Origin of the sequence: Methylobacterium gregans, assembly GCF_022179245.1 — a bacterium.
GTDB lineage: Bacteria > Pseudomonadota > Alphaproteobacteria > Rhizobiales > Beijerinckiaceae > Methylobacterium > Methylobacterium gregans.
On sequence record NZ_BPQM01000105.1, the window covers coordinates 1 to 25,384 of the forward strand.

Consider the following 25,384-nt stretch of genomic DNA (forward strand, 5'->3'; position numbering starts at 1 on the left):
GGCAGGCTCCCTGCGCGGCGCCGCGACGGGTTGCAGGACCCGCCGCGGCGCCGGGGCGGCGCGTGGGCGGATCTGTGCATGATATGTTCTCACATGTCAAGACTTTTGTCTTAAGACGCGGTGCGAGGTCCGCCGCTCCCTCCCTCCCCCCTCCGCGGGGGAGGGGGGCACCCGAAGGGTGACGGGAGAGGGGACCCCAGCTTCAGGAAGGGACGCGATCTTCATGCAGGGCACATTGATGCCGGATCCCGTCGGATGTCCGACGCTATCTCCGCGCAGGCGTCCCGGGCCGTCGAGGATCCTTTTGCCGGATGTGTGGTCCGGAACCGATCAGCCGATCTGCAGCTGTTCAATCCATTCATGTCCAGGGTGCAACTCGTTCAGCCAAGTCATTAATTGCTCCTTCTCTTCGTGCAAGAATTTCGTCCGACAAAATTCAAAATCGGTCTGATCTTTTTGTCTGCAATGTTTGGCTTTGAAAAGCATGACGTTTACTGGCGCGAGGTATGGCAGGCCTGTTTTGCTCACATGAACAGCATCGCGACGGGCCATCTGAATCTTGCGATCGCGCTTATAGATCCATCGGTCTGGCGTCCCCGGCTCTATCATCATGTCCACGCGCCAACGGCCTTGCCGCATGTCTCCGCCCCAAAGTTGCCAGACATCGCTTGGCAGGTTGGCGGACGGGGGGAGATACGTGATTGTCCCGTTTCTTACGGTAAAAAAATCTAATTCGTGCAAAATCGTGCGGAAATGATCGGCGTCGTTGCGAAGAACAACAAACTCCAAGTCTTCATGTTCGCGTGTTTGCTTGCCGTGCCAAACGTCCAGAGCCCATCCGCCTGCGACATACCAGGGGAGGGTTGCTTCTCGGAGACGCTGGCCGAGTTCGTGGGGAGACCACGCATCCCAAGCTTCGTCGTCGAGAGGGCGCATGGGAATACCCGTAGGAAGCACGCGTGAAGAACGAAACCTGATAAGCGCCGCCGCGCCCTCGATGGAAGGTCTGTCTCCTTGGAGCGGCCCCCGTCAGACGTACTGGAGAACTCCACGCGCCCGTGTCGTCGTTCATCGCCTGCCGACCGGGTGGGCAAAAGGCGGACGTTCCGAGGGGCGGACAGGGGTCGAGAGCGCGTGCCGGATCGGGTCGGATGGCCGACGCGCCCCCCAACGCCGTCATTCCGGGACCGCAGAGAATCCTTCGGCCGCGGAGCCCCGAATGGCGGCGGCGGCCGATTGGACGCCGCCGGAGGAGGCCCGGCGCGCCCTCCCCGTGCGGGACAGGGCGCGCCGGGCGCCTCAGGGCGCCATGTCCGGCACCGGCTTGACGACCCCGCCCTCGGCCGGGGCGGCGGCGGGCTGCGCCGGGGCGGCGACCGCCTGCGGGGGCGGGGTGAGCTGCAGCTGCTCGCTCGTGTAGGCCAGCGCCTCGTAGGCCTTCTGGGGGCTGTCGTTCAGCTTCGTGCCGTAGCTCGGCACGATCTGGCGGATCTTGGCCTGCCACTCGGGGGTGGCGACCCGCTGCGCGAAGACCTTCTCCAGCACGTTCAGCATGATGGGCGCGGCCGTCGAGGCGCCCGGCGAGGCTCCGAGGAGCGCCGCGATCGTGCCGTCCTTCGCGCTGACGATCTCCGTGCCGAGCTTCAGCACGCCGCCCTTCTCCGCGTCGCGCTTGATGATCTGCACGCGCTGGCCGGCCTGGACCAGCCGCCACTCGTCCTTCTTCGCGTTGGGGAAGTACTCCCGCAGGGCCTGGTAGCGGTCCTCGTCGGAGAGCATCACCTGGCCCGCCAGATACTCGATCAGCGGGTACTGCTCGACGCCGACCTTGACCATCGGCCAGACGTTGCTGGTGGTGGTCGAGGTCAGCAGGTCGAAGTAGGAGCCCTCCTTCAGGAACTTGGTCGAGAAGGTCGCGAAGGGGCCGAACAGGATCACCCGCTTGCCGCCGAGCACCCGCGTGTCGAGGTGCGGCACCGACATCGGCGGCGCGCCGACCGAGGCCTTGCCGTAGGCCTTGGCGAGGTGGCGGGTCGCCACGTCCGGGTTCTCGTTGACGAGGAAGGAGCCGCCCACGGGGAAGCCCGCGTAGTCGTCGCCCTCCGGGATGCCGGACTTCTGCAGCAGGTGCAGGGCGCCGCCGCCCGCGCCGATGAACACGAACTTGGCCTCGACCGTCTGGCGGCCGCCGTCCTTCAGGTTCTTGGAGGTGACGCGCCAGCCGCCGTCCTTCGCGCGCTCGATCGACTCGACCTCGGTCGAGAGGCGCAGGTCGAACTTCGGCCGGGCCTGCAGGGCGGCGACGTACTGGCGGGTGACCTCGCCCCACTCGCAGTCGGTGCCCACCGGCGTCCAGGTGGCGGCGACCTTCTGCTTCGGGTCGCGCCCCTCCATCATCAGGGGGACCCACCGCTTCAGCTGCTCGGGATCCTCCGAATAGTCCATGCCGGCGAAGAGCGGGCTCGCCTTCAGCGCCTCGTGGCGCTTCTTCAGGAAGCGGATGTTGTCCTCGCCCCAGACGAAGCTCATGTGGGGCGTGGAATTGATGAAGCTGCGCGGGTCCTTCAGCACGCCCTGCCGGACCTGCCAGGCCAGGAACTGGCGGGTGATCTGGAAGGCCTCGTTGATCTTGATCGCCTGGTCGATCCGGACCGTGCCCTTCGAATCCTCCGGCGTGTAGTTCAGCTCGGCCAGCGCCGAGTGGCCGGTGCCGGCGTTGTTCCAGCCGTTCGAGCTCTCCAGCGCCACGCCATCGAGGCGCTCGACCATCTCGATCGACCAGTCGGGCTCCAGCTCGCGCAGCCAGACGCCGAGCGTCGCGCTCATGATGCCGCCGCCGATCAGCAGCACATCGACCTTCCGGGCCGGGGCCTGCGCCAGAACCGGGGCGCCCGGCACCGCCGAGACCGCGAGGCCCGCCAGCGCGCCGCCGACGAGCTGGCGGCGGGTCAGCGGCAGCGCACTATGTTGCGCCTGGCCGCGGACGGACTGCACTTTATCGTCAGTATTCATAATTTTCTTTGCGCCGGATCTAAAGAATTCTTTTCGCCGGCGCCCGGCTACAGCAAGCGTGGCCGGGAAACAACCCACCGGTTACATGGCTGCCATGTGCCGAAATCTTTAACGGTTCCAAAGGATTCCGAGGCGAGGCGGGAGGCTGCAGGGTCTGCTCCTTGCGCCATCGCCGATCCGGTTGGGCCGGGTACGATGGGAAGGCTCTGTGCGGGCGCGCATCGCGCCCGGAGCGGCCCCCGTGTCATCGCGTGGGAGGCTCGACGCCCGGGTGTGCCGGGAGCATGATCCGGCGTTCGCCGACTTCCCTTCCGGATGCGAGGTGAGCCATGGACCATGAGTTGGAGCGCTTCCAGGCCCGGGCGGAGGACGGCACCGTTCGCACGATCATCGCGTGGCAGACGTTCGCACGAACCGGCGGCCTCAGCGGATCGCACATCCTGAAAGGACAGCACCGGTTCTCGCTGCTCAACGGGAAGGGTGTGGCCCAGCTCGAAGGCGGGGGCTTTCAGGTGATCGAGAGCGGCGAGGTCCTGCATAGGATCGCCGTCTGATCCGGGGACGCCGCCTGCACGGAGGGCCTGCACGAACAGCCTGTGCGGGCGATGGCGCGCTCCGCCGGAATGGACGCCGGTTCGGCGCAAGAGCGCGCGCCACGGCACCGGCTCCGGCGTGCGTCCCTGCCGGCCGGCTCGGCCGACGGATGTCCCGCCGCGCCGCCGGTCGGGCCCCCTCGCCCCCAAGCCCCGCGCAAGGGAGGCGCCTTAACCCCCGGATCTCACGCTGAAGGCGCCATGACGGCGCCGTCACGGCGCCGCGGAGCGCCGCGCCGCATCGGGGATCCCGCCTATGGGCATCGGAATCGGCCTGCTCATCGCCATCGGCTGCATGCTCGGCGGCTTCGTCGCCATGGGCGGGCACCTGATCGTGATCTGGCAGCCCTGGGAGTTCGTGATCATCGGCGGCATGGCCATCGGCGGCATGGTGATGGCCAACCCGATGAAGACGGTGGTCGATTCCGGCAAGGCCACCATGGAGGCGATCACCGACAAGGTCCCGAAGCGCAAGGACTTCCTGGCGCTCCTGGGGCTGCTGCACGCGCTCCTGCGCGAATTGAAGACCAAGCCGCGCAACGAGGTCGAGACCCATTTCGACGACCCGGCCAATTCCGAGATCTTCAAGGGCTACCCGGAGGTGACCAAGAACCAGGATCTGGTGATGTTCATCTGCGACTATTGCCGGCTGATCCTGATCGGCGGCGCCCGCTCGCACGAGATCGAGGCGCTGATGGAGGAGGAGATCAGCACCCACAAGAAGAGCGTGCTCAAGCCCTACAACGCCATCAACACGGTGGCCGAGGCCCTGCCCGCGCTCGGCATCGTGGCGGCGGTGCTCGGCATCGTGAAGGCGATGGGCGCCCTCGACCAGTCGCCCCAGATCCTCGGCGGCCTGATCGGCGCGGCGCTGGTGGGCACCTTCATCGGCGTGTTCGCCTCCTACGGGGTGCTGGCCCCGCTCGCCGTGAAGATCAAGGGCGTGCGCGAGAAGCAGTGCGCCGTGTTCACCATCACCAAGCAGAGCCTGATCGCCTACATGAACGGGGCGCTCCCCCAGATCGCGGTCGAGCACGGCCGCAAGGGCATCGCCTCGGCCGACCGCCCGACCATCGACGAGGTCGAGGCCGCCACCGTGCCGGGCGCCCGCGCGGAAGCCGCCTGAGGCGATCCCGATGCAGAATCCCGCCACGCGACCCGCGGCCCCTGCCGCCATCCTGCGCGACCCGGCCGGCATCCGGGCGCGCATCCAGGAGGCCGCCGGCCTGTCCCTCGACAGGCTGCCGATGCTCCAGCTCATCCTGGACCGGCTCGCCACCGCCTGCGGCGACGCGCTCAAGCACCGGGTCGCCTCGACGGTGTTCTACGCCCTCTCCGGGGTCGAGAGCGGGCGCTTCGGCGAGTTCCTCGACGTGCACGAGAACAACGCGGTGGCGGGCATCTTCCACGCGCCGGGCTGGGACGGGCATATCCTGGTCGGTCTCGACCGGGACCTGCTCTACACGATGGTCGAGGTGCTGTTCGGCGCCGACGGCTCGGAGCCCGCGATCGAGGACGAGCGCGCCTTCTCGGCGATCGAATTGCGCGTCGCCCAGATGGTGTTCGAGCAGGTGGGCAAGGCGCTGGAGGGCGCCTTCGGCCTCGTCTCGCAGACCGCCTTCCGCCTGGAGCGCACCGAGACCCGCATGGAGTTCGCGGTGATCGGCCGGCGCACGAACAACGCCGTGCAGGCGAAGTTCCTGTTCCAGGCGCTCAACCGCAGCGGCGAGATGTTCCTCGTCATCCCGCAGGCGCTCCTCAACCCGCTGCGCCCGAGCCTCGCCAAGGTGCTCACCGGCGAATCGACCGCGCGCGACCCGCGCTGGTCGAGCCAGATCGCCGCCGAGGTGCAGAAGGCCGAGGTGACGCTGCGCGCCGTGCTGGAGGAGCGCCACCTGACGCTGGGCGAGATCGCCGGCCTGAAGGTCGGCCAGGTGATCGGCCTCGACGCCACGCCCGCGACCCGGATCAAGCTCGAGGGCAACGACCGGCCGCTGTTCTGGGCCCATGCCGGGCAGGCGCAAGGGGCGTACGTGCTGCGGATCGACGAGGTCATCGCCCAGGACGGCAAGGACAGCAAGAACAAGGACGGAGCCCATGGCCTCGCTGGTTGACGGCGTGCTGCTCACCGCGCTGGTCGCGACCAGCGCCTGCGTGGTGCCGATGTACCTGAAGCTCAAGCGCCTCGACCGGGCCCAGGCCGAGTACGGCCGGGCGGTCGCCGCCTCCGGCCACGCGCTGGCGAGCGCGGGCGAGGCGGTGCGCAGCTTCGCCGGCGAGGGCCGCGAGGTGCTCGACGCGCTGGGGCGCAAGATCGAGGAGGCCCGCGCCACGCTGGCCGAGCTGGAGGCGGCCCAGAGGCGCCTCGAGGCGCGCCGCGACGTTCCCCCGGCGGCGTGAGCCGCCCGGGGCGGCCGCGCCGGCGACAGCCTCGCATCAGCCAGCCCCGCTAGAACCGCCATCGCCGCACGGTCCACGACCCCGAGTCCCCGATGAGCACCAGCCCCTTCCCCGACGCCGAGACCCCCTTCGGGGCACAGCCGGCCGCCGAGCCCCGCGTCGGCGACGGGCGCAACCTCGACTCCATCCTGCGCATCCCCGTGCTGGTGCAGGTGGTGCTGGGCTCGGCCACCATGCCGGTCGCCAACCTGATGAAGCTCGGCCGCGGCGCCGTGGTGCCCCTGGACCACCGGGTCGGCGAGCCCGTCGACGTGATGGTCAACGGCCGCGTCGTCGCCCGGGGCGAGATCGTCATCGTCGAGGAGGATTCCTCCCGCTTCGGCGTCTCGCTGACCGAGGTGGTCGGCCCGGCCGATTCCGCCCCGGCCGCCTGAGGCCGCACCCGTGGCGGCAGCTCCCCTGGCAGCATCCTTGGCAGCCCCTGCCCTGGTCCCCCCCGCGCCGTCCCTGATGGCGTCGGTCTCCGCGCCGAGCCTGCGCGGCGCCGGGCGCCAACTCGCGCCGGTCGACCGGGTCGCGACGCTGCTGCTCGCCATGGGCAAGCCCGCGGCCGGCCGCCTGCTCAAGTATTTCGAGCCCGACGAGATCAAGCGCATCACCCGCTCGGCCGTGCAGCTCGGCGCGGTCAGCCCCGACCAGCTCGAGGGCGTGGTCGAGTCCTTCGCGGTCGAGTTCGCCAACGGCGCGAGCCTCGTCGGCACGGTGCAGGAGGTCGAGAAGCTCCTCACCGGCCTGATCCCCGCCGACCAGCTCTCCGAGCTCCTGGCGGAGGTGCGCGGCAACGGCGCCCGCTCCGTCTGGGAGCGCATGTCCGCGGCCTCCGAGAGCGTCCTGGCGAGCTACCTCGTCAAGGAGCATCCCCAGACCGCTTCGCTGATCCTCTCGCGCATCAAGCCGGCGGTGGCCGCCAAGGTGATGAGCCAGCTGCCCGCGCCGCTCCGCAACACGCTGATGCGCCGGATGCTCAGCTTCAAGCCGGTGGACGACGAGATCCTGGCCATGCTGGAGCGGGCCTTGCTCGAGGACTTCATGGCCAACGGCGCGCGCAATTCCGGCGCCGACACCCACGCCAAGATGGCCGACATCATCAACAAGATGGACCGGGCCCAGATGGACGAGGCGCTCACCGCGCTGGCCGACGCGCGGCCGAAATCGGTCGAGATCCTCAAAGGCCTGCTCTTCACCTTCGACGACATCGTCAAGCTGGCGCCGCGCGCGCGCACCACCCTGTTCGACGCCGTCCCGAACGACCGCCTCGTCCTGGCCCTCAAGGGCACGGACGCGGAGTTCCGGGGCGTCATCCTGTCGGCGCTCTCGGCGCGCGTGAAGCGCATGGTCGAGCACGAGCTGAACGGCGGCGAGCCCGCCGCCCAGCGCGACGTCATGGAGGCGCGCCGCTCCATCACGGATCTGGCCATGGACATGGCGAGCCGCGGCGAGATCGAGATCAACGCGAGCGAGGGTGAGGGCGATGCACTCATCCGCTAGACCCGATCGGTGCCCGATCGGCTCCAGCTTTTCTGGGTGCGGTCGGTCCGAGGATCGGGCCGACCGGGATCCGGCGCACGCGCGCCGACGCGCAGTCGCGCTCGCGCCCTTCGGGCGGGCGGCACATGCCTGCCGCGGTCGAATGAGCGAGCGGGCCGTCAGCGCGGGCCGCCCCCATGGCTGAGGACGTCGATCACGAGAGCAAGACCGAGGCTCCGACCGAGCGCCGCGTGCGCGAGGCGCTCGACAAGGGCGATATCCCGTTCTCGCGGGAGGCGCCGGTCTTCGCCTCGATCCTCGGCCTGCTGATCGGGCTCAGCCTGTTCGCGCGGGGGCAAGCCGCCCAGCTCGCCCGGGATCTCGCACCCTTCCTCGACCATCCGCGCGGCTTCGCGCTGGCGAGCGCCGGGGACGTCCTGCTGCTGCTCCAGGCCGTGGCGGGCGCCACCGCCCGCTTCCTGCTGCCCTTCCTCCTGCTTCTGGCCGCCTGCGGCCTCTCCGCCTCGATCCTGCAGAACGTGCCCCGGCTCGTCGGCGAGCGGATCCTGCCGAAGTGGCGCAACGTCTCGCCCGCCTCCGGCTTCAGCCGGATCTTCGGGCGCTCGGGCCAGGTCGAGTTCCTGAAATCGGTCCTTAAAGTCCTCGGTGTCAGTCTGGTGGTCGTCCTGCTCCTGCGCTCGGAGCGGCAGAAAGCCGTGAATGCCATGTTCGTCGATCCGAGCCAGCTGCCGGAGCTGATCCTCACCATCTCGATCCGCCTCGTCTCGGCGGTGTCGATCGCCACCATCGTGATCGTGGCGGGCGACCTCGTCTGGGCGCGGCTGCGCTGGCAGCGCTCGCTGCGGATGTCGGTCCAGGACGTCAAGGACGAGCACAAGCAGTCCGAGGGCGACCCCACCGTCAAGGCGCGCCTGCGCTCGCTCGCCCAGGACCGCTCGCGCAACCGGATGCTGGCCGCCGTGCCCCGCGCCACCGTGGTGATCGCCAACCCGACCCACTTCGCGGTGGCGCTCCGCTACGAGCCGAGTGAGAACCCCGCGCCCCTCGTGGTGGCCAAGGGCCAGGACCTGATCGCGCTGCGCATCCGCGCCATCGCCGAGGAGAACGGCATCGCGGTGATCGAGGACAAGCCTCTCGCAAGGTCCCTGTACGATGCTGTGCAGGTCGATCAGACGATCCCGGCCGAGTTCTACCGGGCGGTCGCCCAGATCCTCTTCTTCCTGTTCGCGAGGCCCCGATGATCCCCCAGGCCTACGACCCGGCCTTCGGCCGGACCGCCCCGGCCGACGTGATCGCGGCCTCCGAGCAGGTCTTCGCCGAGGAGCTGCGCGACTTCATCGCCGAGCTCTGCCTGCTCGACGGCGGCGTGCTGATCGGCTGGGTCCGGGGCGAGCACCACGGCAACATCGCCGACCTCGTCGCCTCCTCGGCCGAGCCCTTCTTCAAGGACGCGACCCTGGCCTACGCGGACGCCGCCGACGTCACGCTCGCCTGGGGCCGCTCGCTGCAGGTCGTGCTCGACATGGAGTTCGTCACCAAGCCCGTGACGGTGTTCTTCAAGCTCGTCCTCGACGGCTACTTCGCGGGCGTGGCGATCCAGCGGATCCTGGCCGAGTCGGAGCCGCCCTTCTCCCCGGACGTGCTTGCCCGCGCCCTCAACGACGCGCGCCTGGAGCGAGCCAGCGCCTGAGCCGGCCTGACCGGGGCCCGCCGACCGTCCCGCGTCTGCGTAGTTCCCCGGCATATCCGCAACACCGGTCGAAAAGCGCCCGCGGCCCCGCGAGAGGCCGTTGACCTGCGGCGCCGGACGAAACATCTCAAGAATCAGAACGTGCCTCTCAGGAAACCGAGGGGCCTGAACGGCGCGGACATAATTGCGCCATACAATTTCTAATTGTATATTTCCGCACATTGACAAGTTGCGGTGTCGTGGGATCCGGGAAGATCTGCTGAACACCGGGGGGCCGGGGCGGATGTACTGCTTGGTGGATGCCAGGGAATCGGTGAATGCCGGTTACGCGGCGAGCTTCGATCGCGAGGGCGTGTCGGCCTTTGGGCTCTCGCCGGAGGAGTTCACCGGCTGGCTGCAGACCGCCTCGCGCGGCGACCTCGACGCGGTGCAGGGTTTCCTGCTGGGCGATTTCGAGGACCGGGCGAAATGCGCCGGGATCATCCGCAAGCACTCGCGCGCGCCGATCATCGCGCTCGCCGACCAGCGCTCCCTGGAGCAGACCCTCGTCCTGTTCGACGCCGGCATCGACGACGTGCTCCCCAAGCCCGTGCACGTGCGCGAGATCCTGGCCCGCTCGGAGGCGATCTGGCGCCGGGTGAACGGCGGCGTGCTCCCGGCGGCGCCGGGCGCCGAGGCCCCGGCCCGGCCGGAGCGCCTGCGGGTGTTCTTCGACGGGCGCGACCCGGAGGTCGACGGCGAGCCCCTGCCCCTGCCGCGGCGCGAGCGGCACATCCTCGAATACCTCGTGCGCAACCGCGGCCGGCGGCTGACCAAGGCGCAGGTCTTCAACGTGATCTACGGCGTCTACAGCAACGGCGTCGAGGAGAGCGTGGTCGAGGGCCACGTGAGCAAGCTGCGCAAGAAGCTCAGCCAGCGCCTCGGCTACGACCCGATCGAGGCGAAGCGCTACATGGGCTACGTCTACGTCGGGTAGGCGGGCCCCCGAGCGGCCCGGTCCGGACATGACGAAGCCCGCCGCGGGGAACCGGGCGGGCTGCATCGTTTCGGCCGCGCGGAGCGGCCGCGTCGCGGATCAGGCGAGCGTCGGGACCGCACCGGCCGTGCCGGCGTTCTGCGCGTCGCCGTCGAAGGTCTTGGCCAGCGCGATCACGAGCGAGACGTGGACGGCGGCGGCGAAGGGGAGGAGAGCGAGGGCGGCGAGGAGGGTCATCGGAGGGCGTCCTGTGGTGCGCTGCGGTGAGGCTGATATCGCACTGCACGCGGCTATTTGGTATGCCACATACCTCTGGTCCGGCATGCAGCATTTGCATGATCGATGCATGAGCGGGCGGTCTGAGCTCGGATGTGGGCCGCGTGCTCGGCATCGGATGCCGGTGTCGGCGTCGGGCGCCGCTTTCAGCGCGATGCGGCCTTTGGAAAATTCCGCGTCCAGGCTGTCGATGCGGCATCGTCCGAGGTCTCGGTTGAGCCGGATCCGGAACGTTCGCTTCGGAACACGCTCCTGCGGAGCGGAGTATGCCCGTGCTGGTTCAGCGATCAGGAGGAGATGATGCGGCAGACCGTTTTCCTGGCAACGGCGTTCCTGATCGCGACGTCCACCGCCGCACTGGCCCTGGATCCGGGCATGATCGCACAGGGACAGGTGCTCTCCGGTATGGCACGGGGCTACGCTGAACGCGGATACGCCGAGCGCAGGGGCATCCGGTCACGACGCGCCGAGCCAAGTGAGGCGAGAACCCGGCAGACCTGCGCCAACGGGCGCGAGATGGTCCGCCGCGGAAACCCCGATCCCCGGCTTCGCCAGCTGCTCGCGCTGTGTCGCAGGGGTGGCTGGTAGGCCGCTCCGGCGCGCGGGTAGAGGCAAGCTGAACATCGGCTCGGGGTGAGGCCGATGACCCCTCCTCACCGGGTGCCGACATCGCCGAGCGTCGCCTGCGCGCTCAGCGATGCAGGTTGCGGGTGATGTGCTTTGCGGCGAAGCTGGTGCCGGTCCGATCCCCGTGAAGGCTCCCCCGCCGTGTCCATCGAACCCGTCAAAGGTCCCGCATCGTATTTCCCCTCCATCGAGAAGAGATACGGCCGCCCGATCGGGGAGTGGGAGCGGATCGTCCGCGAACATCTTCCCGCCAAGCATATGGATCTGGTGGCGATGTTGAAGAGCGGCCATGGGATGGGCCACGGCCACGCCAACGCGATCGTCGCCCACGTGCTGGCCTCGCGGAAAGACTAGGCCCTCCTGCCTGCCCCTACTGGCAGAAGGTCTTCGCACCGGGCGTCCAGCTGCCGAATCCGGTGGCGACCATGTTGGTGATCACCCGGCAGACGTAGAGCTTCTGGGCCGGGTTGTTGTTGGGGCCCGCATGGTAGCGCGCGACCGCCAGCGTCCAGCTGCCCTCGCGCTCCTTCAGCTCCTTCAGAAAGCGGGTGGCGTACTCGACGTTCTGGCGCGGGTCGATCATCGCCTCGAGCGAGGGGAACTTCGCCCGGTGGTAGTGATGGTTGATCTGCATGCAGCCGAGATCGACCAGCCGTGTGCCGGCCGCCTGCGCCTCGCCGAGCTTGCGCAGCACGTCGGCAGGCCCCGTGCCGAAATAGGCCCGGCCGCCGATGTTCATCGCGTAGGGCTGGAGCGAGCCGCGCTTGCCGCTCTCGGTCAGCCCCACGGCGTAGAGCATGCCGAGCGGCACCCCGTGCTTGGCCGCGGCCTGCGCCATCTGCTGCTCGCAGACGCGGCTGGGCGCTGCCGGGACCGGCACGTCGGCCGCCGAGGCCGTGGCGCTCGGGACCGACGGCGTCGGCGCGGTGGCGCGGGCCGGGGCTCCGCAGAGACTAAAGATACAGGCCGCGACGATCGCGCGCGTCAGGATACGCTTCATGTCCCCTCTCCCCGGTCCGGGGTCCCTCGCTGCCGCGCTGGGCGGTCCGGTCTGAATTGCGCCCCTCCCCGCCCTGGCCGCCACTCTGGCCGCCGGCTTGGCTGCCGGCTTGGCCGCCCTCGGCCGGGAAGCCCGGCTGGCCGCGGCCCGGCGCGGCTTGGCTCGCGCCCTGCCCCGAGCCCTGCCCTGACCCCTGCTGGCCTCCAGAGAGCTCCGCCCCGCCCGCCTGGATGGCGACGAGGTCGGTCTGGTAACCGGCTCCGCGCAGCAGTTCGGTCAGGGCACCGCCGTCGCGGCGAAGCAGCTCGGCGGTGTCGTGGCGGCCGGTCTCCAGACCGATCTCCAGCCGGCCCTCCTGCAGGCGCATCCGCACCGTCACCGTTCCGAGGTCGCCCGGCTGGAGCTGGATCGTGAGCAGGCGCAGCGGGCCCTCGGGCAACGGACCCGGCCGCGCCGGCTGGGCCGCGGCGGGCTCCTCGGCGGCGATCGCCTGGGCGAGTTGGCGCAGCGTCGCGGGCGGCAGCCCGGCCTGGCCCACGGCCGCGCCCGGGAGTGCGGCGGCCTCCTCGGCCTCGCCCCGTGCCGGGTCGGAGACGCCGCCCTCCCGACCCGCGGCGCCCGCATCCTGGCCGGGCGTCTCCCCGGGTGTCTGCGCCGCGGCCGGCGCCGTGCCGGCCCGAGCGGCGGACGCGGCGGGTTCGGTCCCGGCCTGCGCCGTCTGAATCCCCGATCGGGTGCCGCCGCCCTGCCGCTCCGCCTCGCGGGCCGGCGCCGTCCGGGTTCCGGCCGGGGCGGGGGCGGCCGTGAGACCCGCCTAGGTAGCCGCGGAGGCCGCCGCGACGGTCGCTGCGGCCGGCGGCACGGGCGCCGCGACGGTGTTGGATGCGGCCAGGACCGTGGCCGGGACCGCTGTTGCGACCGTTCCGGCCCGTGCAGCCTCCGGGAGCGGGGCCTCGGCGTCGGCGATCCGGAGCGCCGCCGGCCTGGATCCGGACAGCACAGCGCCGTCCGTGGCGGCGTCTCCACTGGCCGACCCCGCCTCCGGCCCCTTCGTCGCGGCGAGGGCGGCCTGCGCGGTACCCGGCCCGGCAGCGGCCGCTGGAGCCGCGGGCAGTCCAGACGGGGCGACCGGCGCGAAATGCGTCTCCTGCGCCAGGACGGCGAGCGTCGGCCGCTCGGCGGGCAGCTCGGCCGGCGCGGCGCGGCGCGCGGCGCGCTCGGCCAGGGCGGCGAGATCCGTCGGGATGCCGGCAGCCGGGGCGGCGGGTGACGCCGCGGCCGCCTGAGCCGTCTGCGTCTGGGCGACCTGCGCCAAGCCCTGCGCCAAGCCCTGCGCCAAGCCCTGACCGGTGCCCGCCGCGAGGCCCTGGGCCGCCTGCTGGCCCGCGCCGAACAAGGCACGCAGCGCCGCCTGCGGGTCGATGGCCGGCTCGGCGGGCGCGGCCGGGGCGCGCTCGGCCGACTCGTCCTCCAGCTCGACGGCGGGTGCCTCGTCGGCGGCCGCGGCGCGGTTGCCACGCCCGCCGCGGCCCTGCGGTCGCTCCAGGCGGTCGAGTTCCCGGCCGAAATCCTTCGCCGTATCCTTCGCCGTATCCCTGGCCTTATCCTTGCCCGCGTCCTTGCCGACATCCCGGGCGGAGTTGCTCTCCGCGTCGCGCGCCGGTGCGTCGGGTGCCCCGCTGCGCGGGGCCGGGTCGGGGCGCTGCCGGGGGCCGGGCAGCAGGGCGTCGAGGGCGGTCACGGGTCGCTCCTGTCGTCCATCAGGCGGTCGATGCGCGCCAGCGCCTCCTGGGCCCGGCCGATCGCGGCGGCTTCGGGCAGAGCCCGCGGGCCGGGCGACGCGGGGACGGGCTTGGCCGAGTTGGCCGATCCGGTTTGCGCGGGGGTGCGGATCTGGGTGGCGGCCGAGAGCGCCTCGTCGAGGAGGCGTCGGTCGGCCTCGCCGAGCTGGGCCCGATCGATGCCCCTCAGGGCCTCGACGCTCTCGTCGAGGCGCCCCTCGACGACGACGAGCGCGGCGGCGCGATAGAGCCGGGCCTGGGTGGCGGCAACGGAATCCGGCTCGGCCAGCCCCGCCGCGCGCTCGGCCGCGAACAGGGCGGTGCCGCGTCGTCCCTGGTCGAGCCCGGCGCGGGCGACCAGGAGGTAGAGCTCGCGCCGGCCATCCGGCTCGATCTCGTCGAGCATGCGGGCGAGCTGCGCGTCCCGGGCCCCGTCGCTGGCGAAGTCGAGCCGGGTCAGCGCCGCGGCGAAGCGCTGGCGGAAATTGCCCGCGTAGACCGAGCGGCGGAACCGGCGCAGGTACTGGATCGACAGGGCCTCGAAGCGCTCGGCGTCGCCGCCTTGGGCCACCACGAAGATCTCGCGGCGCAGCGCCCCCTCCTCCACCAGGGTGCCGGGCGCCAGCAGCCGCGCTTGGGCCAGCAGTTCCAGCGCCCGGCGCGGCGCCTCGCGCACCGTGAGGGCGGCCTGCGTCAGGGCGAGTTGGCCGGCGAGGCCCGGCGGCATCTCGCGGGCGTCGAACTTGGCGAGCAGCGTGCGCGCCTCCTTTTCCCGGCCCTCCACATAGGCGAGGGCGCCCTGCACCAGCGGCACCTCGGCCTCGCCGAGCTTGCCCCCGTCGAGCATCCGCCGCAGCACCGCGGGGCCGCCGCCCGCCAGCGCGAAGGCCACGCCCGCGCGCGCGTTCGCCGGATCAATCCAGGTCTCGGGCTCCAGGGCCAGGAAGCGGGTCTCGATATGCACCAGGAGCTGGCGCTGGGCAGCGTGGGCCTGGGTCGAGCCGCGGGCGATGCGGTCCTGTAGGAGCTGCAGGGTGCGCACCAGCTCCACCGGCAGCCCGCGCTGCGCCACCGGCAGGGGCTCGATGGGCTTCGGCGGCTCACCCCCGTGCCCGCCGCCGGCCGCCAGCGCCGGTGCGGCGAGGAGCAGGGCGAGGACGAGGCCCGCCAGGCCCGCGGCCACCCTCTCACGGACAGGGGGGAGCGAGAGCGTCGTGTCCCCGCTCATTCCGGCTGGCCCCGGAGCAGGATCTCGATGCGGCGGTTCTCGGCGGCCTTCGGGTCGGGGCTGCGGGGCTGGCGGTCGGCGTAGCCCTCGATGCGCTCCAGGCGCTTCTCGTCGAGCCCGGCGCGCACCAGGGCGTAGGAGGCCATCTGGGCGCGGGCCGAGGAGAGGCGCCAGTTGTCGTAGGTCTCCGAGCGGAACGGGCGCCCGTCCGTGTGGCCGCGCACCACGATGCGGCCGGGCCTTGCGTTCAGGATCTTCGCGATGCGCTCCAGCGCGCGCACCACCTTCGGGGCGGGCTCGGCCGAGCCGATCTCGAACATGCTGAAGTTGATCTCGTCGGTGACGCTGATCAGAACCCCCTCCCCCGTGCGGCGCACCTCGACGTGGGGCGCCGGGGCGCGGGTGCCCATCGGCTGCACGGCGCGGGCAATCTCCGCCTTGATCTCGGCCATCGCGGCGGTCTCGGCCGCGCGCAGGTCGGCGGGCTCCTCCTTGGCGGCCTCTTTCGAGGGTTCCTTGGCGGGCTCCTTGACGGGCTCCTTGGCCGGCTCCTTCACGGGGTCGAGGGCCGCCTCCTTCGGCGGCTCCTTCGTCTCGGCAGCCTTCTCCGGCGGCTTCTCGGCGGCCTTCGGGCGCGTGGCGCCGAGGGCGTCGCGCACGGCGGCCGGCAGGGCCGCGTCGGCGGAGGCGATCTGCAGCGGCTTGGCGGCGGCCTTCGGGTCCTTGGCAGGATCTTTGGCAAGGTCCTTCATCGACTGCGCCCGCGCGTCGAGCCGGGTCTCGCTCGGCGCGCGCGCCACGGTGTCGACCTTGCCGGGGTGATCGGTGCGGGCCTTCGGCAGGGCCTCGGTCTGCCAGTAGAGGGGGTCGAAGGGGTCGCGCGCGGCCTCGCCGCCGCTGACGCCCGGCAGGCCGCCCTCCTGGGCGGAGGCGTCGGCGCTCGCCACCTCGGAGCGCTCGCCCTCGGCCGCGAGCTTGGCCAGCACCGCGTAGGGGTCCTGGAACAGGGCGGATTCGCGCGCGCGGCTGCCGGGCGGTGCCGGCTGGCCCTTGTCGGGCCCCTTGCCCTCGCCCTTGCCCTCGCCTTCCCCCTTGCCCTCGGCCTCGGTCTTGCCGCCGCCCGCGCTCGCCGGGTCGGCGGGCGCGTCCTGCGGGTCGGAGAGACCCTTGCGGTCGTGCGTGACCTCGGCGAGCTTCACCGGGTTGAAGTACTCGGCGATCGACTGCTTCTGCGCCTTGCTGGTGGAGTTGATCAGCCACATCACCAGGAACAGCGCCATCATCGCCGTCATGAAGTCGGCGAGGGCGATCTTCCAGGCGCCGCCGTGGTGACCGTCCTCGTGGTCGCCGTGGCGCTTGATGATGATGATTTCCTGGTGCCCCTCGGACATCTCAGCTCTCCGCCGCCGGATCCGCCGCGGCTGCGGCCAGCAGCCGGGTCCAGGCCGCGAGCTGCGTCTCGATCACGGTCTGGTCGGCCACGACCGAGACCTCGGGCGCCGCGCCCGGCGCGAAGGCGATCCCGTCGGCCTGATCCCCGAGCCGGCACCGGAGCGCCGCCAGCAGGTCCTCGGGCCCGCTCACCCGGATCGCCGCGTGGTTCGGGTCGGCGGTGAGCCGCCCGAGGGCCTGGGCGAGGTCGTCCACGGCGCGCCGACGCAGGGCGTCGGTGAGCACCGGCACCAGCAGACGGCCGATGCGCCGCGTCAGATCGGCGTCGAGGGCGCGCAGCGCCGCCGCGAAGCCCGCGGCCAGCCGCTCGGCCTCGCTCTCGCTCCAGCGCGCGCGCTCCGCCGCGAGCTCTGCCGCGAAGGCCTCGCGCTCGGCGGCCATGGCGGCCTCGGCCTCGGCCCGCGCCTCGGCGAGCCCCTGCGCGCGGCCCGCCTCCCGGCCGCGCGCCTCGGCCTCTTCCAGGCGGGCCGCGCGCTCCTCGGGCGTCTCGACGGGCTCAGGGGCGGCCGGAGCCGAGCGCTTCAGTCCGGACCAGGGATTGGCGAACGGGTCCGCGGCAGCCTGCGGCACGAGCGGGATCACCTCGGCCTGGGGCCGGGTTGGGGCCTCCCGGGCCGGGACCTGCGGCTCGGGTCGGGCGACGAAGCGGGCTTCCAGCTCCCGGGCCGCGGGCTGGCCCACCAGCGCCTGCAGAGCGTTCAGGGCCTCCGGTACGGTCATGGGCTGGAGCGGCGCGGGCTGGGCGGCAGGCCCGTCCGTTCGCGCTGCCGCGCTCCCTTCCACGGCATCGCCAGCCGGCTCGCCCGTGGGCTCCGCCGCCCCGTCGGCAGCGGATGGCGCGGCGCGGAGCTCCGGCTCGGCCCGCGCCGTGCGGACGACGCGTGCCGGGATCCAGGGCGCCGGGATCGGCGGGGCCGCCGGTTCCGCCGGGGCCGGCGCCAGCGCGTCGGAGAAGTCGGGCAGGAAGCTCGCCAGGATCGCGCTCACGCGGTGGCCTCCTCACGCATCAGCCAGCGCTTGAGGATCTGGGCGACCTGCTCCTCGTCGAGGTCGATCATCTGCTCCAGCCGCTTCTGGGGGGAGCGCTCCATCTTGTCGGCCATGGTCTGGGCCATGTCCTCGATCAGGTTCGCCATGGCGGGGGGCGCGAGCGAGGCCGGGTCTGCCCCGGGCGCGGCGAGCGCCGCCTCGCCGGGCGTGGACGCCGCGGCGGCGAGCGCCGGGTTCGCCGTGCCCTCGATCGCCGCCATCTCGGTCTGGGCGGCCTCGGGCGTGGCCAGGATGGCGCGCAGCGCCGGGCGCAGGCCGAACCAGATCAGGAGGGCGGCCACGACCAGGATGGTGGCCGCGTTGATCAAGGTGCCGGACTGGCGCAGCAGCACGTCGGTGGCCGAGAGCGGGGGCACCGGCTCCAGCGCCTGGCCGTCGTTGATGAAGCCGACGGCGGCAACCTTCACGGTGTCGCCCCGCTCCTTGCTGAAGCCGGCCGCCGAGGCCACGAGCTGCTCAATCTCGGCGATCTGCGCCTCGACGCTGGGGCCCTTGCCCTCCGGGCCTCCTTGCGCGGCCAGCCGCGAGCGGTTGACCAGCACCGCGACCGAGAGGTGGCGGATCGCGTAGCCGTCGCTCACCGTCTGGATCGTCTTCTGGGAGATCTCGTAGTTCGTCAGATCCTCCTTCTTGGAGGTCTCGTTCGACGAGGTGTCGTTGCCGTCCGAGCGGGTGCGCTGGTCGGGCAGGTTCTGCTGCGCGGTGGTCGGGCGCTCGGACTTGCGGTTCTGCGCGTTCTCGCTCTCGCGCACCGAGCGGGTCGAGCGCTCGACGCGCTGGTCGGGGTTGTAGATCGTCTCGTTGGTGCTCGTCTTGTCGGTGTTGAGCTGCGTCGCGACGCTGACCTCGAAATTGCCGGTGCCGAGATAGGGCGTCAGCGTGCGGCGGATGTTGTCCTGCACCTCGCGGCTGACGATCTTCTCCAGGCTCGCCATCTTGCCGGTCGGCGCGAGGCTGCTGTCGTCCCCCGACATCAGGATGGTGCCGTCCGAGCCGATCACGGTGACGCGGTCGGCCTTCAGGCCCGGGATCGCGGCGGCCACGAGCTGGCGGATCGCCTGCGCGCCCGAGACGTCGTCGGCGGGCTCGGTGCGCACCACCACCGAGGCGGAGGGCGGTTGCTGGTCGCGGCGGAACGAGGCGCGGTCGGGCAGCACGATGTGGACGCGCGCGGCGCGCACGCCCTTCATGCCCTGGATGGTGCGGGCGAGCTCGCCTTCGAGCGCGCGCACCCGGGTCACCTCCTGCATGAAGGAGGTCATGCCGAGCGAGCCCAGATCGTTGAACAGCTCGTAGCCGGACTTGGAGCTCTGGGGCAGGCCCTTCTCGGCCAAGAGCATGCGGGCCTGGGCGGTGTTGCCGTAGGCGACCATCACGGCGGTGCCGTCGGCGCTGACGTCGAACGGGATGCCGTTGTCCTTCAGCACGCCGCCGATGCGGCCGACATCCTCGCGCGAGAGGCCGGTATAGAGCGGCTCCTGGGCGGGGCGGCTGAGATAGTATGCGCCGAGGCCCACGCCGACGAAGACCAAGAGGCCGACCAGCCCGAGGGCGATCAGCCGCCGGGGGCCGAGTTCAATGATGTTGCTCCACAGCCTCTCGGCCTGCTCGCGACCCGACATCCCTGCACCAATCCCGCTGGCGACCTGACATGCGTCGGGAGTCTGTCTGAGGTGTCAGCCTTGCGCGGGGGTTGCGCGACGCGATGCGGGGTCCGACCCGGATGGGGAGCGGGGCTCGCCGCGGCTCGGGCGCATCGGGGGCAGGGTTGCCCGCCCTGTGCGAATGTCTTCCTCCCGGCGGGGATGGGAGAGCGGCGCGGCTCAGAAGAACGAGCGCACCAGCCCGCTCACCAGCAGGTTCCAGCCGTCGATCAGGATGAAGAACAGCACCTTGAACGGCAGCGAGATCACGGTCGGCGGCAGCATCATCATGCCCATCGACATCACGATGGTCGAGACGATCACGTCGATCACCAGGAAGGGCAGCACGATCAGGAAGCCCATCTCGAAGCCCCGGCGCAGCTCGGAGATCATGAAGGCCGGGATCAGGATGCGCAGGTCGATCTTGTCGCCGGATTCGACCTTCGGGAAGTTGCGGCTGGCCAGATCCGAGAAGGTCTGCAGGTCCTTCGGCCGGACCTGGGCGGTCATGAATTCCCGGAACGGGTCGACGATCTTGGAATAGGCCTCCTCCTCGGTGATCCGGTTCTCCTGCAGGGGCTTCAGGCCCTCGTTCCAGGCCCGGTCGAAGGTCGGCGCCATGACGTAGAAGGTCATGAACAGCGCCAGCGAGACCATGAACAGGTTGGCGGGCGTGCTCTGGAGCCCGAGGCCCGAGCGCAGGAAGGAGAGCGCTACGGCGAAGCGCGTGAAGCTCGTCATCATCACCAGCAGCCCCGGTGCCAGCGACAGCACCGTGAGCAGCGCGACGAGCTGCAGGATCCGGCCCGAGGCGGCGCCGTTGCCCGCCGGCAGGAGCTGGTCGAGAGCCGGCACGCCGGTGACGCCGCCCGCCGCGCCCTGCGCGTGCGCGGCAGAGGCCGCGAGCGCCAGGCCGAGGGCGGCGAGGCCGAGGCCGCCCCAGAAGCGTCGTGAATGGCTCATTGCACCACCAGGGATTCGACGATCAGCTCGCGCACGCTGCCCTTGGTGCGGAGGGCCACGCGCTCGTTGAGGTCCTCGCGCAGGTGCTGCAGGCCGCTCGCGCCCTCGATCTGGGCCATCGAGAGGGTGCGGAGATACGCGAGCAGGTCGGCGCGGATCTCGGCGAGCGTCGCGTCCGGATTCTGCACGGTGCCGGGTTTGAACACGACCGAGGACTCGATGCGCACCCAGGATTCGGGCGGCTCGGCGAGGTTCGTCACCACCGAGCCGACGGGCCGGAGCGTCAGCTCGCCCGCGTAGTTCAGCACGGCGACGGGTTTGGCCTGCTCGTCGCGCACCTTCTGGTCGACGGCCTTCTCGACCGAGGACAGCAGATAGACGCCGAGCGCGCCGCCCGTGCCGACCGCCACCAGGGTCGAGAGCAGCAGAGCCCCGATCCAGCCCTTGCCGCCCGTCTTCTTCGCCGCATCGGCCATCGTGAAAAAATCCTCAGAACGGCGCGACGGTCTCGAAGATCTGCTGACCGAGCGTGGGGTTCTGCACGTCGGTGATCCGGCCGCGCCCGCCGTAGGAGATGCGGGCCTCGGCGATCTTGTCGTAGTCGATGGTGTTGCGCCGCGAGATGTCGCGCGGGCGCACGATGCCGGCGACCGCCAGGACGCGCACCTCGTTGTTGACCCGGACCTCCTGCGAGCCGGAGATCAGCACGTTGCCGTTGGGCAAGACCTCGGTGACGACCGCGGCGACCGAGAGGCTCAGGGTCTCCTTGCGGTCGATCGTCCCCTCGCCCTTGGTGCTCGTCCCCGAGCGGATGCCCGTATCGGCGGTCGCGGTGTCCTTGAGCGCCGAGACGCCGTAGCCGAAATCGAAGCCCAGGGTCGATTTCTGCTGGCGGGAGCGCTCGGTGGCGTTGTCGAACTGCGCCTTGTCGTTGATCGCGATGTTGACCGTGATCACGTCGCCGACGTTGCGGGCGCGGGGGTCCTGGAACAGCTCGGCGCTGCCCGGCGACCACGTGGAATGGTAGCCCGAGCGCCGCCCGAGCGCCCCGAAGGTCACGGGCAGCGGCTCGCGCGGCGGGCTGAGCCCGGCGCCCACGGGGGTGAGCACCGGCGGGCGGCCGAGCGGGTCGAGGGTGCTCTGGCAGGCGCCGAGGCCGAAGGCCAGGATCGGAGCCAGGGCGAGCGCGGGCAGGCGCAGGGAAGCCGTCACGATCTCTCGTCCTTCTTGGTCTCGTCCTTCTTCCGGCCGAGGTCCGACATCTTGCGGGCGAGCCCGGCGGCGCGGGCCGATTCCATCTCGGCCAGGATCGCGCTCGCCGCGCGGGCGTTGAGCTTGGTGAGGATCGCGGCGGCCGCGTCCTCCGGCATGGTGGCGAGCTGGGGCGCGGCGGCGTCGGGCCGCATCTTGGCGTAGAGCGCCACCACCGCCTCGTCCGCCTTGGCCAGGAACGCGTTGCGGCGCTTGAGCCAGTCCTCGTACTCGGCGCGCTTGGCCTCGAGCTTGGCGATGCGGGCCTCCACGTCGCGCTCCAGCGCCGCGAGCTGCTCCTTCTGCCAGGCGAAGCGGGCGTCGGCGGCCGCGTCCGCGATGCCGGCGCAGTAGCCGGCCTTGGGCGCCTCCTTCACGTAGTCCTGGGCGGTCGCCTCCTTGGGCGCGTCGCGGATCGCGAGCGCCTTCAGGGCGGCGTCCTTGGCCGGGTCCGGCTTGTCGCCGCCGCCGGCCGCGAGGGCGGGGGCGGCGGTCAGGCCGAGGACGAGCGCGAGGGACAGGGGGGACAGGGCTCTCATTGCACCACCAGTTCCGCCTGGAGGGCTCCGGCGGTCTTCACCGCCTGCAGGATCGCGATGATGTCGGTGGGCTTGAGGCCGACCGAGTTGAGGCCGCGCACCAGCGTCTGCAGGTCCGAGCCGCCCACGATGGCGAGCTTGCCCTGCTCCTCGCGGGCCGCCACCTCGGTGCGCGGCACCACGGCGGTCTGGCCGTTCGAGAACGGCGCCGGCTGGGACACCTCCGGCGTCTCGGTGACCCGGACCGTGAGGTTGCCGTGGGTCACCGCCACCGTGGAGATCTGCACGTTGCGCCCGATCACCACCGTGCCGGTGCGCTGGTCGACCACCACCTTGGCGGGAATGTCGGGCTGGATCGTCAGGTCGCCGATCTCGGCCACCAGCCGGGTCTGCGTCGCGTCGCGCCCGCGCAGCACCACCACCGAACGCTGGTCGCGCGGGCTCGCGATGCGGCGGTGGAAGCGGGCCATCGACCACGCGTTGATCGCGTCGGCCACCAGGGTCGCGGTCTTGAAGTCCGGGTTCTTCAGCTCGAAGACCAGCTCGGGCAGGTCGCGGAACGTGCCCGGCACCTCGCGCTCGATCAGCGCGCCGTTCGGGATGCGGCCCGCGGTCGGCACGCCCTGCGTCAGCTGCTCGGCCTGTCCCTGCACGTTGAACCCCGAGACCGCGAGCGGTCCCTGGGCGGCGGCGTAGACGAGGCCGTCGCCGCCGGTGAGCGGGGTCATCAGCAGCGTGCCGCCGCGCAGCGACGTGGCGTCGCCCATGGAGGTCACGGTGACGTCGATGCGCGAGCCCGTGCCGGTGTAGGGCGGCAGGTCGGCGGTCACCATCACGGCCGCGATGTTGCGGGTGCGCAGGCGCGCGTCGCGCACGTTGATGCCGAGCCGGTCGAGCAGCGATTGCAGCGACTGCTCGGTGAACTGCGCGTTGCGGAGCGTGTCGCCCGTGCCCTGCAGGCCGGTGACGAGGCCGTAGCCGAAGAGCTGGTTGTCGCGCACGCCCTTGAGCGTGGCGATGTCCTTGATGCGGGTGCCGGCGAGAGCCGGCCCGGCGAGGGCCAGCGCCAGCAGCGCGAGGAGGAGGCGGGTCAGACGGGGCATCACTGCGCCCCGATCTTGATGCGCCCGTCCGCCAGCACGGTGCCGAGCACGATGCGGTTGGTGTCGGCATTGCGCACCCGGATGGTCTCGCCGAGGCCCCCGTTCTGGAGCGGTGCGCCGACCGCCGTGATGACGAGGCCGTTCTCCTCGAAGATCATCTGCGTGAGCGCGCCCCGGCTGACGAGGCGGGGATCGTCGACCGCGTTCACCGGCACCGGCTCGCCGGGCAGCAGCATGCGCCGCGCGGTGCGCCCGGCGATCGCCAGCGGCGCGTCGATCACGGCCTGCCGCGCCCGGTAGCTCGACGGGTAGGCCTGCAGCCGCAGCATCGATTCCTTGATCGTGTCGCCCGCGTAGATCGTGACGGTGGGCACCGGCAGCAGGATCTCGTCCGGGCCCGCGTCGGCGGGGCTCGCCAGCAGCAGCAGGAGCGGCAGCGCGGCGCGGCGGAGCCGGCGGCGGAGAGAGGGGCGGGCGTGCGGAGTGCGGGCCATGAGGGATCGCCGAAGGGTGCGCCGGAAGCGGACGGCGCATGGGGCGCGCCGCTGGGTCGTTCGGGTCGTTCGGGCGGGGGGCCGTCCGGTCCCCCTCTGAGGCCCCTTTGGGGGTGCCCTCTCGCGTCAGCGGATGCCCTTCGAGACGGTCGAGGCCATCTCGTCGGCGGCCTGGATCACCTTCGAGTTCATCTCGAAGGCGCGCTGGGCCGTGATCAGGCTGGTGATCTCCTTGACCGGGTCGACGTTCGAGCCCTCGAGGTAGCCCTGCTGGATCTTGCCGTAGCTGACGTCGCCCGGGTTGCCGACGACGGGCGCGCCCGAGGCCGGCGTCTCGCGGTAGAGGCCGTTGCCGAGGGGCTCCAGGCCCGCCTCGTTGGCGAAGTTGGCGAGCGTGAGCTGGCCGAGCTGCTGGGCCGCCACCTGCCCGTCCACCTTGGCGAAGACCTGGCCCGAGAGGTTCACGGTGACCTCGGAGGCGTTGTTCGGGATCAGGATCGCCGGGTCGACGAGGTAGCCCTCCAGCGTCACGAGCTGGCCGGTGGCGTTCTTGTTGAAGGAGCCGGCGCGCGTGTAGTTGATCTCGCCCGCCGGGCTCGTGATCTGGAAGTAGCCGCGCCCGTTGACCGCCAGATCGAGCTGGTTGCCGGTTTGCGCCAGAGAGCCCTGCCGGTGCAGGTTGCGGATCGCGGCGGCGCGGACGCCCAGGCCCAGCATCGCCCCCTCCGGCACCGCCTCCTGGCCGGCTTGGTTCGGCACGCCCTGCTGGCGCTCGGCCTGGTACAGGAGGTCGGTGAACTCCGCCCGCGCCCCCTTGAAGCCGGTGGTGTTGAGGTTCGCGACGTTGTTCGCGATCACTTCGAGGTTGAGCTGCTGGGCGGACATGCCCGTGGCGGCGATGGCGAGCGCGCGCATGATCCTGACTCCTCAGATCGCCGTTCAGATCGCCATACGGCTGAGTTCGAGATAGGCCGCCACCACCTTGTCGCGGATGGCGACCGCGGTCTGGAGGCTCTGCTCGGCCGACATCACCGCCTCGACCACCTGCTGGGTCGTGGCCTTGCCCTGGATTCCGGCGATCGAGGCCGCCTCGCCCGCCCGCACGTCGTTGCGCACGCTGGTGGCGAGCTGGGCCATGATGTCGGCGAAGTCGGTCGACCCGCCGGGTGAAGCGGCCGGCACGCCCCCCGCGAGCGCTGCGGCGCCCGCGAAGGCGCTCTTCTGCACCGGCGCGGTGTCGGCGCGCGAGAGCGCGGCGGCCTGGACGGCCTTGTCGAAGGCCGAGAGCGATCCGAGAGCCTCGATCATCGGTCGAATATCCTTCAGGATTTCAGGAGGTCGATCATGCCCGCCACCATGGCGCGGGCCTGCTTGATCACCTGGAGGTTGGCCTCGTAGGAGCGGTTGGCCTCACGCATGTCGGCCATCTCGACCAGCATGTTGACGTTGGGCAGCTTGACCATGCCCTTCTCGTCGGCGGCCGGGTTGGCCGGGTCGTGCTCGGTCCGGAACGGCGCCGGGTCGCTGCCGATGTCGGAGACGCGTACGGAGGCGGCGCCCAGCGCCCGCTCCATCTCGGCCCGGAAGGTCACGGTCTTGCGGGCATAGGGGTCGGCGCCCGGCGTCTCGCCGGTCGATTGGGCGTTGGCGAGGTTCTCGGAGACCACCCGCATGCGCACGGACTGCGCCTCCAGGCCGGCGCTCGCGAGCCGCGTCGCGGAGAGAAGCGGGTCGATCATCCCTTCACCGCCAGTTTGA

At 71.4% G+C, this 25,384-nt stretch carries 30 protein-coding genes; 11 read left to right on the top strand and 19 right to left on the bottom strand.

The window, feature by feature from the left end; all coding sequences use genetic code 11:
* Positions 1-330: 330 nt before the first annotated feature.
* Both MFF54_RS19605 and mqo read right to left on the bottom strand, forming a co-directional pair.
* A complete protein-coding gene (locus MFF54_RS19605; RefSeq protein ID WP_238304570.1) occupies positions 331-936 on the bottom strand; it encodes a nucleotidyltransferase domain-containing protein in 606 nt (201 codons plus the stop codon).
* Between the two features lie 363 nt (positions 937-1,299).
* The gene (mqo, locus tag MFF54_RS19610; RefSeq protein WP_238304577.1) at positions 1,300-3,012 is read right to left on the bottom strand and encodes a malate dehydrogenase (quinone); all 1,713 of its coding nucleotides are present in this window, start codon (positions 3,010-3,012) and stop codon (positions 1,300-1,302) included.
* A gap of 341 nt (positions 3,013-3,353) precedes the next feature.
* Between mqo and MFF54_RS19615 the strand changes: the two genes are divergently transcribed.
* From MFF54_RS19615 to MFF54_RS19655, 9 genes are all read left to right on the top strand, one after another.
* Positions 3,354-3,566, top strand: coding sequence for a hypothetical protein (locus MFF54_RS19615; protein WP_238304580.1), 213 nt, complete (start codon positions 3,354-3,356; stop codon positions 3,564-3,566).
* Between the two features lie 295 nt (positions 3,567-3,861).
* Positions 3,862-4,731 carry a flagellar motor stator protein MotA gene (gene motA, locus MFF54_RS19620; RefSeq protein WP_238304588.1) on the top strand — a complete coding sequence of 290 codons (870 nt, stop codon included), beginning with the start codon at positions 3,862-3,864 and terminating at the stop codon, positions 4,729-4,731.
* 10 nt (positions 4,732-4,741) lie between these two features.
* On the top strand, positions 4,742-5,719 hold the full coding sequence (locus MFF54_RS19625) for a flagellar motor switch protein FliM (RefSeq protein ID WP_238304597.1): 978 nt from the start codon (positions 4,742-4,744) through the stop codon (positions 5,717-5,719).
* Complete coding sequence (locus MFF54_RS19630; protein WP_238304600.1) at positions 5,703-6,005, top strand: hypothetical protein; 303 nt, start codon at positions 5,703-5,705, stop codon at positions 6,003-6,005. Before MFF54_RS19625 ends, MFF54_RS19630 begins: the two co-directional genes overlap by 17 nt.
* A 92-nt stretch (positions 6,006-6,097) precedes the next feature.
* Positions 6,098-6,439: a flagellar motor switch protein FliN gene (gene fliN / locus MFF54_RS19635; RefSeq protein ID WP_066921918.1), complete on the top strand. Its 342-nt coding sequence runs from the start codon at positions 6,098-6,100 to the stop codon at positions 6,437-6,439.
* A gap of 10 nt (positions 6,440-6,449) precedes the next feature.
* Complete coding sequence (locus MFF54_RS19640; protein WP_370880189.1) at positions 6,450-7,553, top strand: flagellar motor switch protein FliG; 1,104 nt, start codon at positions 6,450-6,452, stop codon at positions 7,551-7,553.
* Between the two features lie 176 nt (positions 7,554-7,729).
* A complete protein-coding gene (gene flhB / locus MFF54_RS19645) occupies positions 7,730-8,794 on the top strand; it encodes a flagellar biosynthesis protein FlhB (RefSeq protein WP_238304611.1) in 1,065 nt (354 codons plus the stop codon).
* Positions 8,791-9,243, top strand: a complete 453-nt coding sequence (locus tag MFF54_RS19650; RefSeq protein WP_238304620.1) for a BspJ family T4SS effector nucleomodulin — start codon at positions 8,791-8,793, stop codon at positions 9,241-9,243. Before flhB ends, MFF54_RS19650 begins: the two co-directional genes overlap by 4 nt.
* A 283-nt stretch (positions 9,244-9,526) precedes the next feature.
* Entirely contained in the window at positions 9,527-10,219 is a 693-nt protein-coding gene (locus tag MFF54_RS19655; protein WP_109952676.1) for a response regulator transcription factor, read from the top strand.
* A gap of 99 nt (positions 10,220-10,318) precedes the next feature.
* On the opposite strand, the gene MFF54_RS19660 is transcribed toward MFF54_RS19655, so the two are convergent.
* Positions 10,319-10,456, bottom strand: a complete 138-nt coding sequence (locus tag MFF54_RS19660; RefSeq protein WP_197430751.1) for a hypothetical protein — start codon at positions 10,454-10,456, stop codon at positions 10,319-10,321.
* A gap of 132 nt (positions 10,457-10,588) precedes the next feature.
* Between MFF54_RS19660 and MFF54_RS19665 the strand changes: the two genes are divergently transcribed.
* Positions 10,589-11,083, top strand: coding sequence for a hypothetical protein (locus tag MFF54_RS19665; protein WP_238304621.1), 495 nt, complete (start codon positions 10,589-10,591; stop codon positions 11,081-11,083).
* Positions 11,084-11,263: 180 nt separating this feature from the next.
* Positions 11,264-11,476, top strand: a complete 213-nt coding sequence (locus MFF54_RS19670) for a DUF4287 domain-containing protein (RefSeq protein ID WP_238304623.1) — start codon at positions 11,264-11,266, stop codon at positions 11,474-11,476.
* A gap of 16 nt (positions 11,477-11,492) precedes the next feature.
* Here MFF54_RS19670 and MFF54_RS19675 read toward each other — a convergent pair whose 3' ends face one another.
* The 16 genes from MFF54_RS19675 to flgC all read right to left on the bottom strand — a co-directional run bounded on the left by MFF54_RS19675 (position 11,493) and on the right by flgC (position 25,365).
* Entirely contained in the window at positions 11,493-12,122 is a 630-nt protein-coding gene (locus MFF54_RS19675) for a lytic transglycosylase domain-containing protein (RefSeq protein ID WP_238304631.1), read from the bottom strand.
* Positions 12,076-12,660, bottom strand: coding sequence for a flagellar hook-length control protein FliK (fliK, locus tag MFF54_RS19680; protein WP_283206299.1), 585 nt, complete (start codon positions 12,658-12,660; stop codon positions 12,076-12,078). The genes MFF54_RS19675 and fliK overlap by 47 nt, the downstream gene beginning before the upstream one ends.
* A 276-nt stretch (positions 12,661-12,936) precedes the next feature.
* The gene (locus MFF54_RS19685) at positions 12,937-13,863 is read right to left on the bottom strand and encodes a hypothetical protein (RefSeq protein ID WP_238304633.1); all 927 of its coding nucleotides are present in this window, start codon (positions 13,861-13,863) and stop codon (positions 12,937-12,939) included.
* Complete coding sequence (locus MFF54_RS19690; protein WP_238304636.1) at positions 13,860-15,131, bottom strand: chemotaxis protein; 1,272 nt, start codon at positions 15,129-15,131, stop codon at positions 13,860-13,862. Before MFF54_RS19690 ends, MFF54_RS19685 begins: the two co-directional genes overlap by 4 nt.
* Entirely contained in the window at positions 15,128-16,522 is a 1,395-nt protein-coding gene (locus MFF54_RS19695) for a MotB family protein (RefSeq protein WP_238304638.1), read from the bottom strand. The genes MFF54_RS19690 and MFF54_RS19695 overlap by 4 nt, the downstream gene beginning before the upstream one ends.
* A gap of 1 nt (position 16,523) precedes the next feature.
* Positions 16,524-17,570 carry a flagellar biosynthesis protein FlhF gene (locus MFF54_RS19700; protein ID WP_238304640.1) on the bottom strand — a complete coding sequence of 349 codons (1,047 nt, stop codon included), beginning with the start codon at positions 17,568-17,570 and terminating at the stop codon, positions 16,524-16,526.
* Positions 17,567-19,255: a flagellar basal-body MS-ring/collar protein FliF gene (fliF, locus tag MFF54_RS19705; protein WP_238304642.1), complete on the bottom strand. Its 1,689-nt coding sequence runs from the start codon at positions 19,253-19,255 to the stop codon at positions 17,567-17,569. The genes MFF54_RS19700 and fliF overlap by 4 nt, the downstream gene beginning before the upstream one ends.
* 201 nt (positions 19,256-19,456) lie before the next feature.
* A complete protein-coding gene (fliP, locus tag MFF54_RS19710) occupies positions 19,457-20,239 on the bottom strand; it encodes a flagellar type III secretion system pore protein FliP (protein WP_238304650.1) in 783 nt (260 codons plus the stop codon).
* Positions 20,236-20,715 carry a flagellar basal body-associated FliL family protein gene (locus MFF54_RS19715; protein WP_238304652.1) on the bottom strand — a complete coding sequence of 160 codons (480 nt, stop codon included), beginning with the start codon at positions 20,713-20,715 and terminating at the stop codon, positions 20,236-20,238. The genes fliP and MFF54_RS19715 overlap by 4 nt, the downstream gene beginning before the upstream one ends.
* Positions 20,716-20,728: 13 nt before the next feature.
* The gene (flgH, locus tag MFF54_RS19720) at positions 20,729-21,451 is read right to left on the bottom strand and encodes a flagellar basal body L-ring protein FlgH (RefSeq protein WP_238304654.1); all 723 of its coding nucleotides are present in this window, start codon (positions 21,449-21,451) and stop codon (positions 20,729-20,731) included.
* Positions 21,448-22,029 carry a MotE family protein gene (locus MFF54_RS19725; RefSeq protein ID WP_238304656.1) on the bottom strand — a complete coding sequence of 194 codons (582 nt, stop codon included), beginning with the start codon at positions 22,027-22,029 and terminating at the stop codon, positions 21,448-21,450. The genes flgH and MFF54_RS19725 overlap by 4 nt, the downstream gene beginning before the upstream one ends.
* Positions 22,026-23,132: a flagellar basal body P-ring protein FlgI gene (gene flgI, locus MFF54_RS19730; protein WP_238304664.1), complete on the bottom strand. Its 1,107-nt coding sequence runs from the start codon at positions 23,130-23,132 to the stop codon at positions 22,026-22,028. Before flgI ends, MFF54_RS19725 begins: the two co-directional genes overlap by 4 nt.
* Positions 23,132-23,626 carry a flagellar basal body P-ring formation chaperone FlgA gene (gene flgA, locus MFF54_RS19735; RefSeq protein ID WP_238304674.1) on the bottom strand — a complete coding sequence of 165 codons (495 nt, stop codon included), beginning with the start codon at positions 23,624-23,626 and terminating at the stop codon, positions 23,132-23,134. The genes flgI and flgA overlap by 1 nt, the downstream gene beginning before the upstream one ends.
* Before the next feature lie 126 nt (positions 23,627-23,752).
* Complete coding sequence (flgG, locus tag MFF54_RS19740) at positions 23,753-24,541, bottom strand: flagellar basal-body rod protein FlgG (protein WP_238304676.1); 789 nt, start codon at positions 24,539-24,541, stop codon at positions 23,753-23,755.
* Between the two features lie 24 nt (positions 24,542-24,565).
* Positions 24,566-24,934 (bottom strand): flagellar hook-basal body complex protein FliE, encoded by a 369-nt coding sequence (fliE, locus tag MFF54_RS19745; RefSeq protein ID WP_238304678.1) that lies wholly within the window; start codon positions 24,932-24,934, stop codon positions 24,566-24,568.
* A gap of 14 nt (positions 24,935-24,948) precedes the next feature.
* Positions 24,949-25,365 carry a flagellar basal body rod protein FlgC gene (gene flgC, locus MFF54_RS19750; RefSeq protein WP_238304687.1) on the bottom strand — a complete coding sequence of 139 codons (417 nt, stop codon included), beginning with the start codon at positions 25,363-25,365 and terminating at the stop codon, positions 24,949-24,951.
* Positions 25,366-25,384 lie beyond the last annotated feature (19 nt).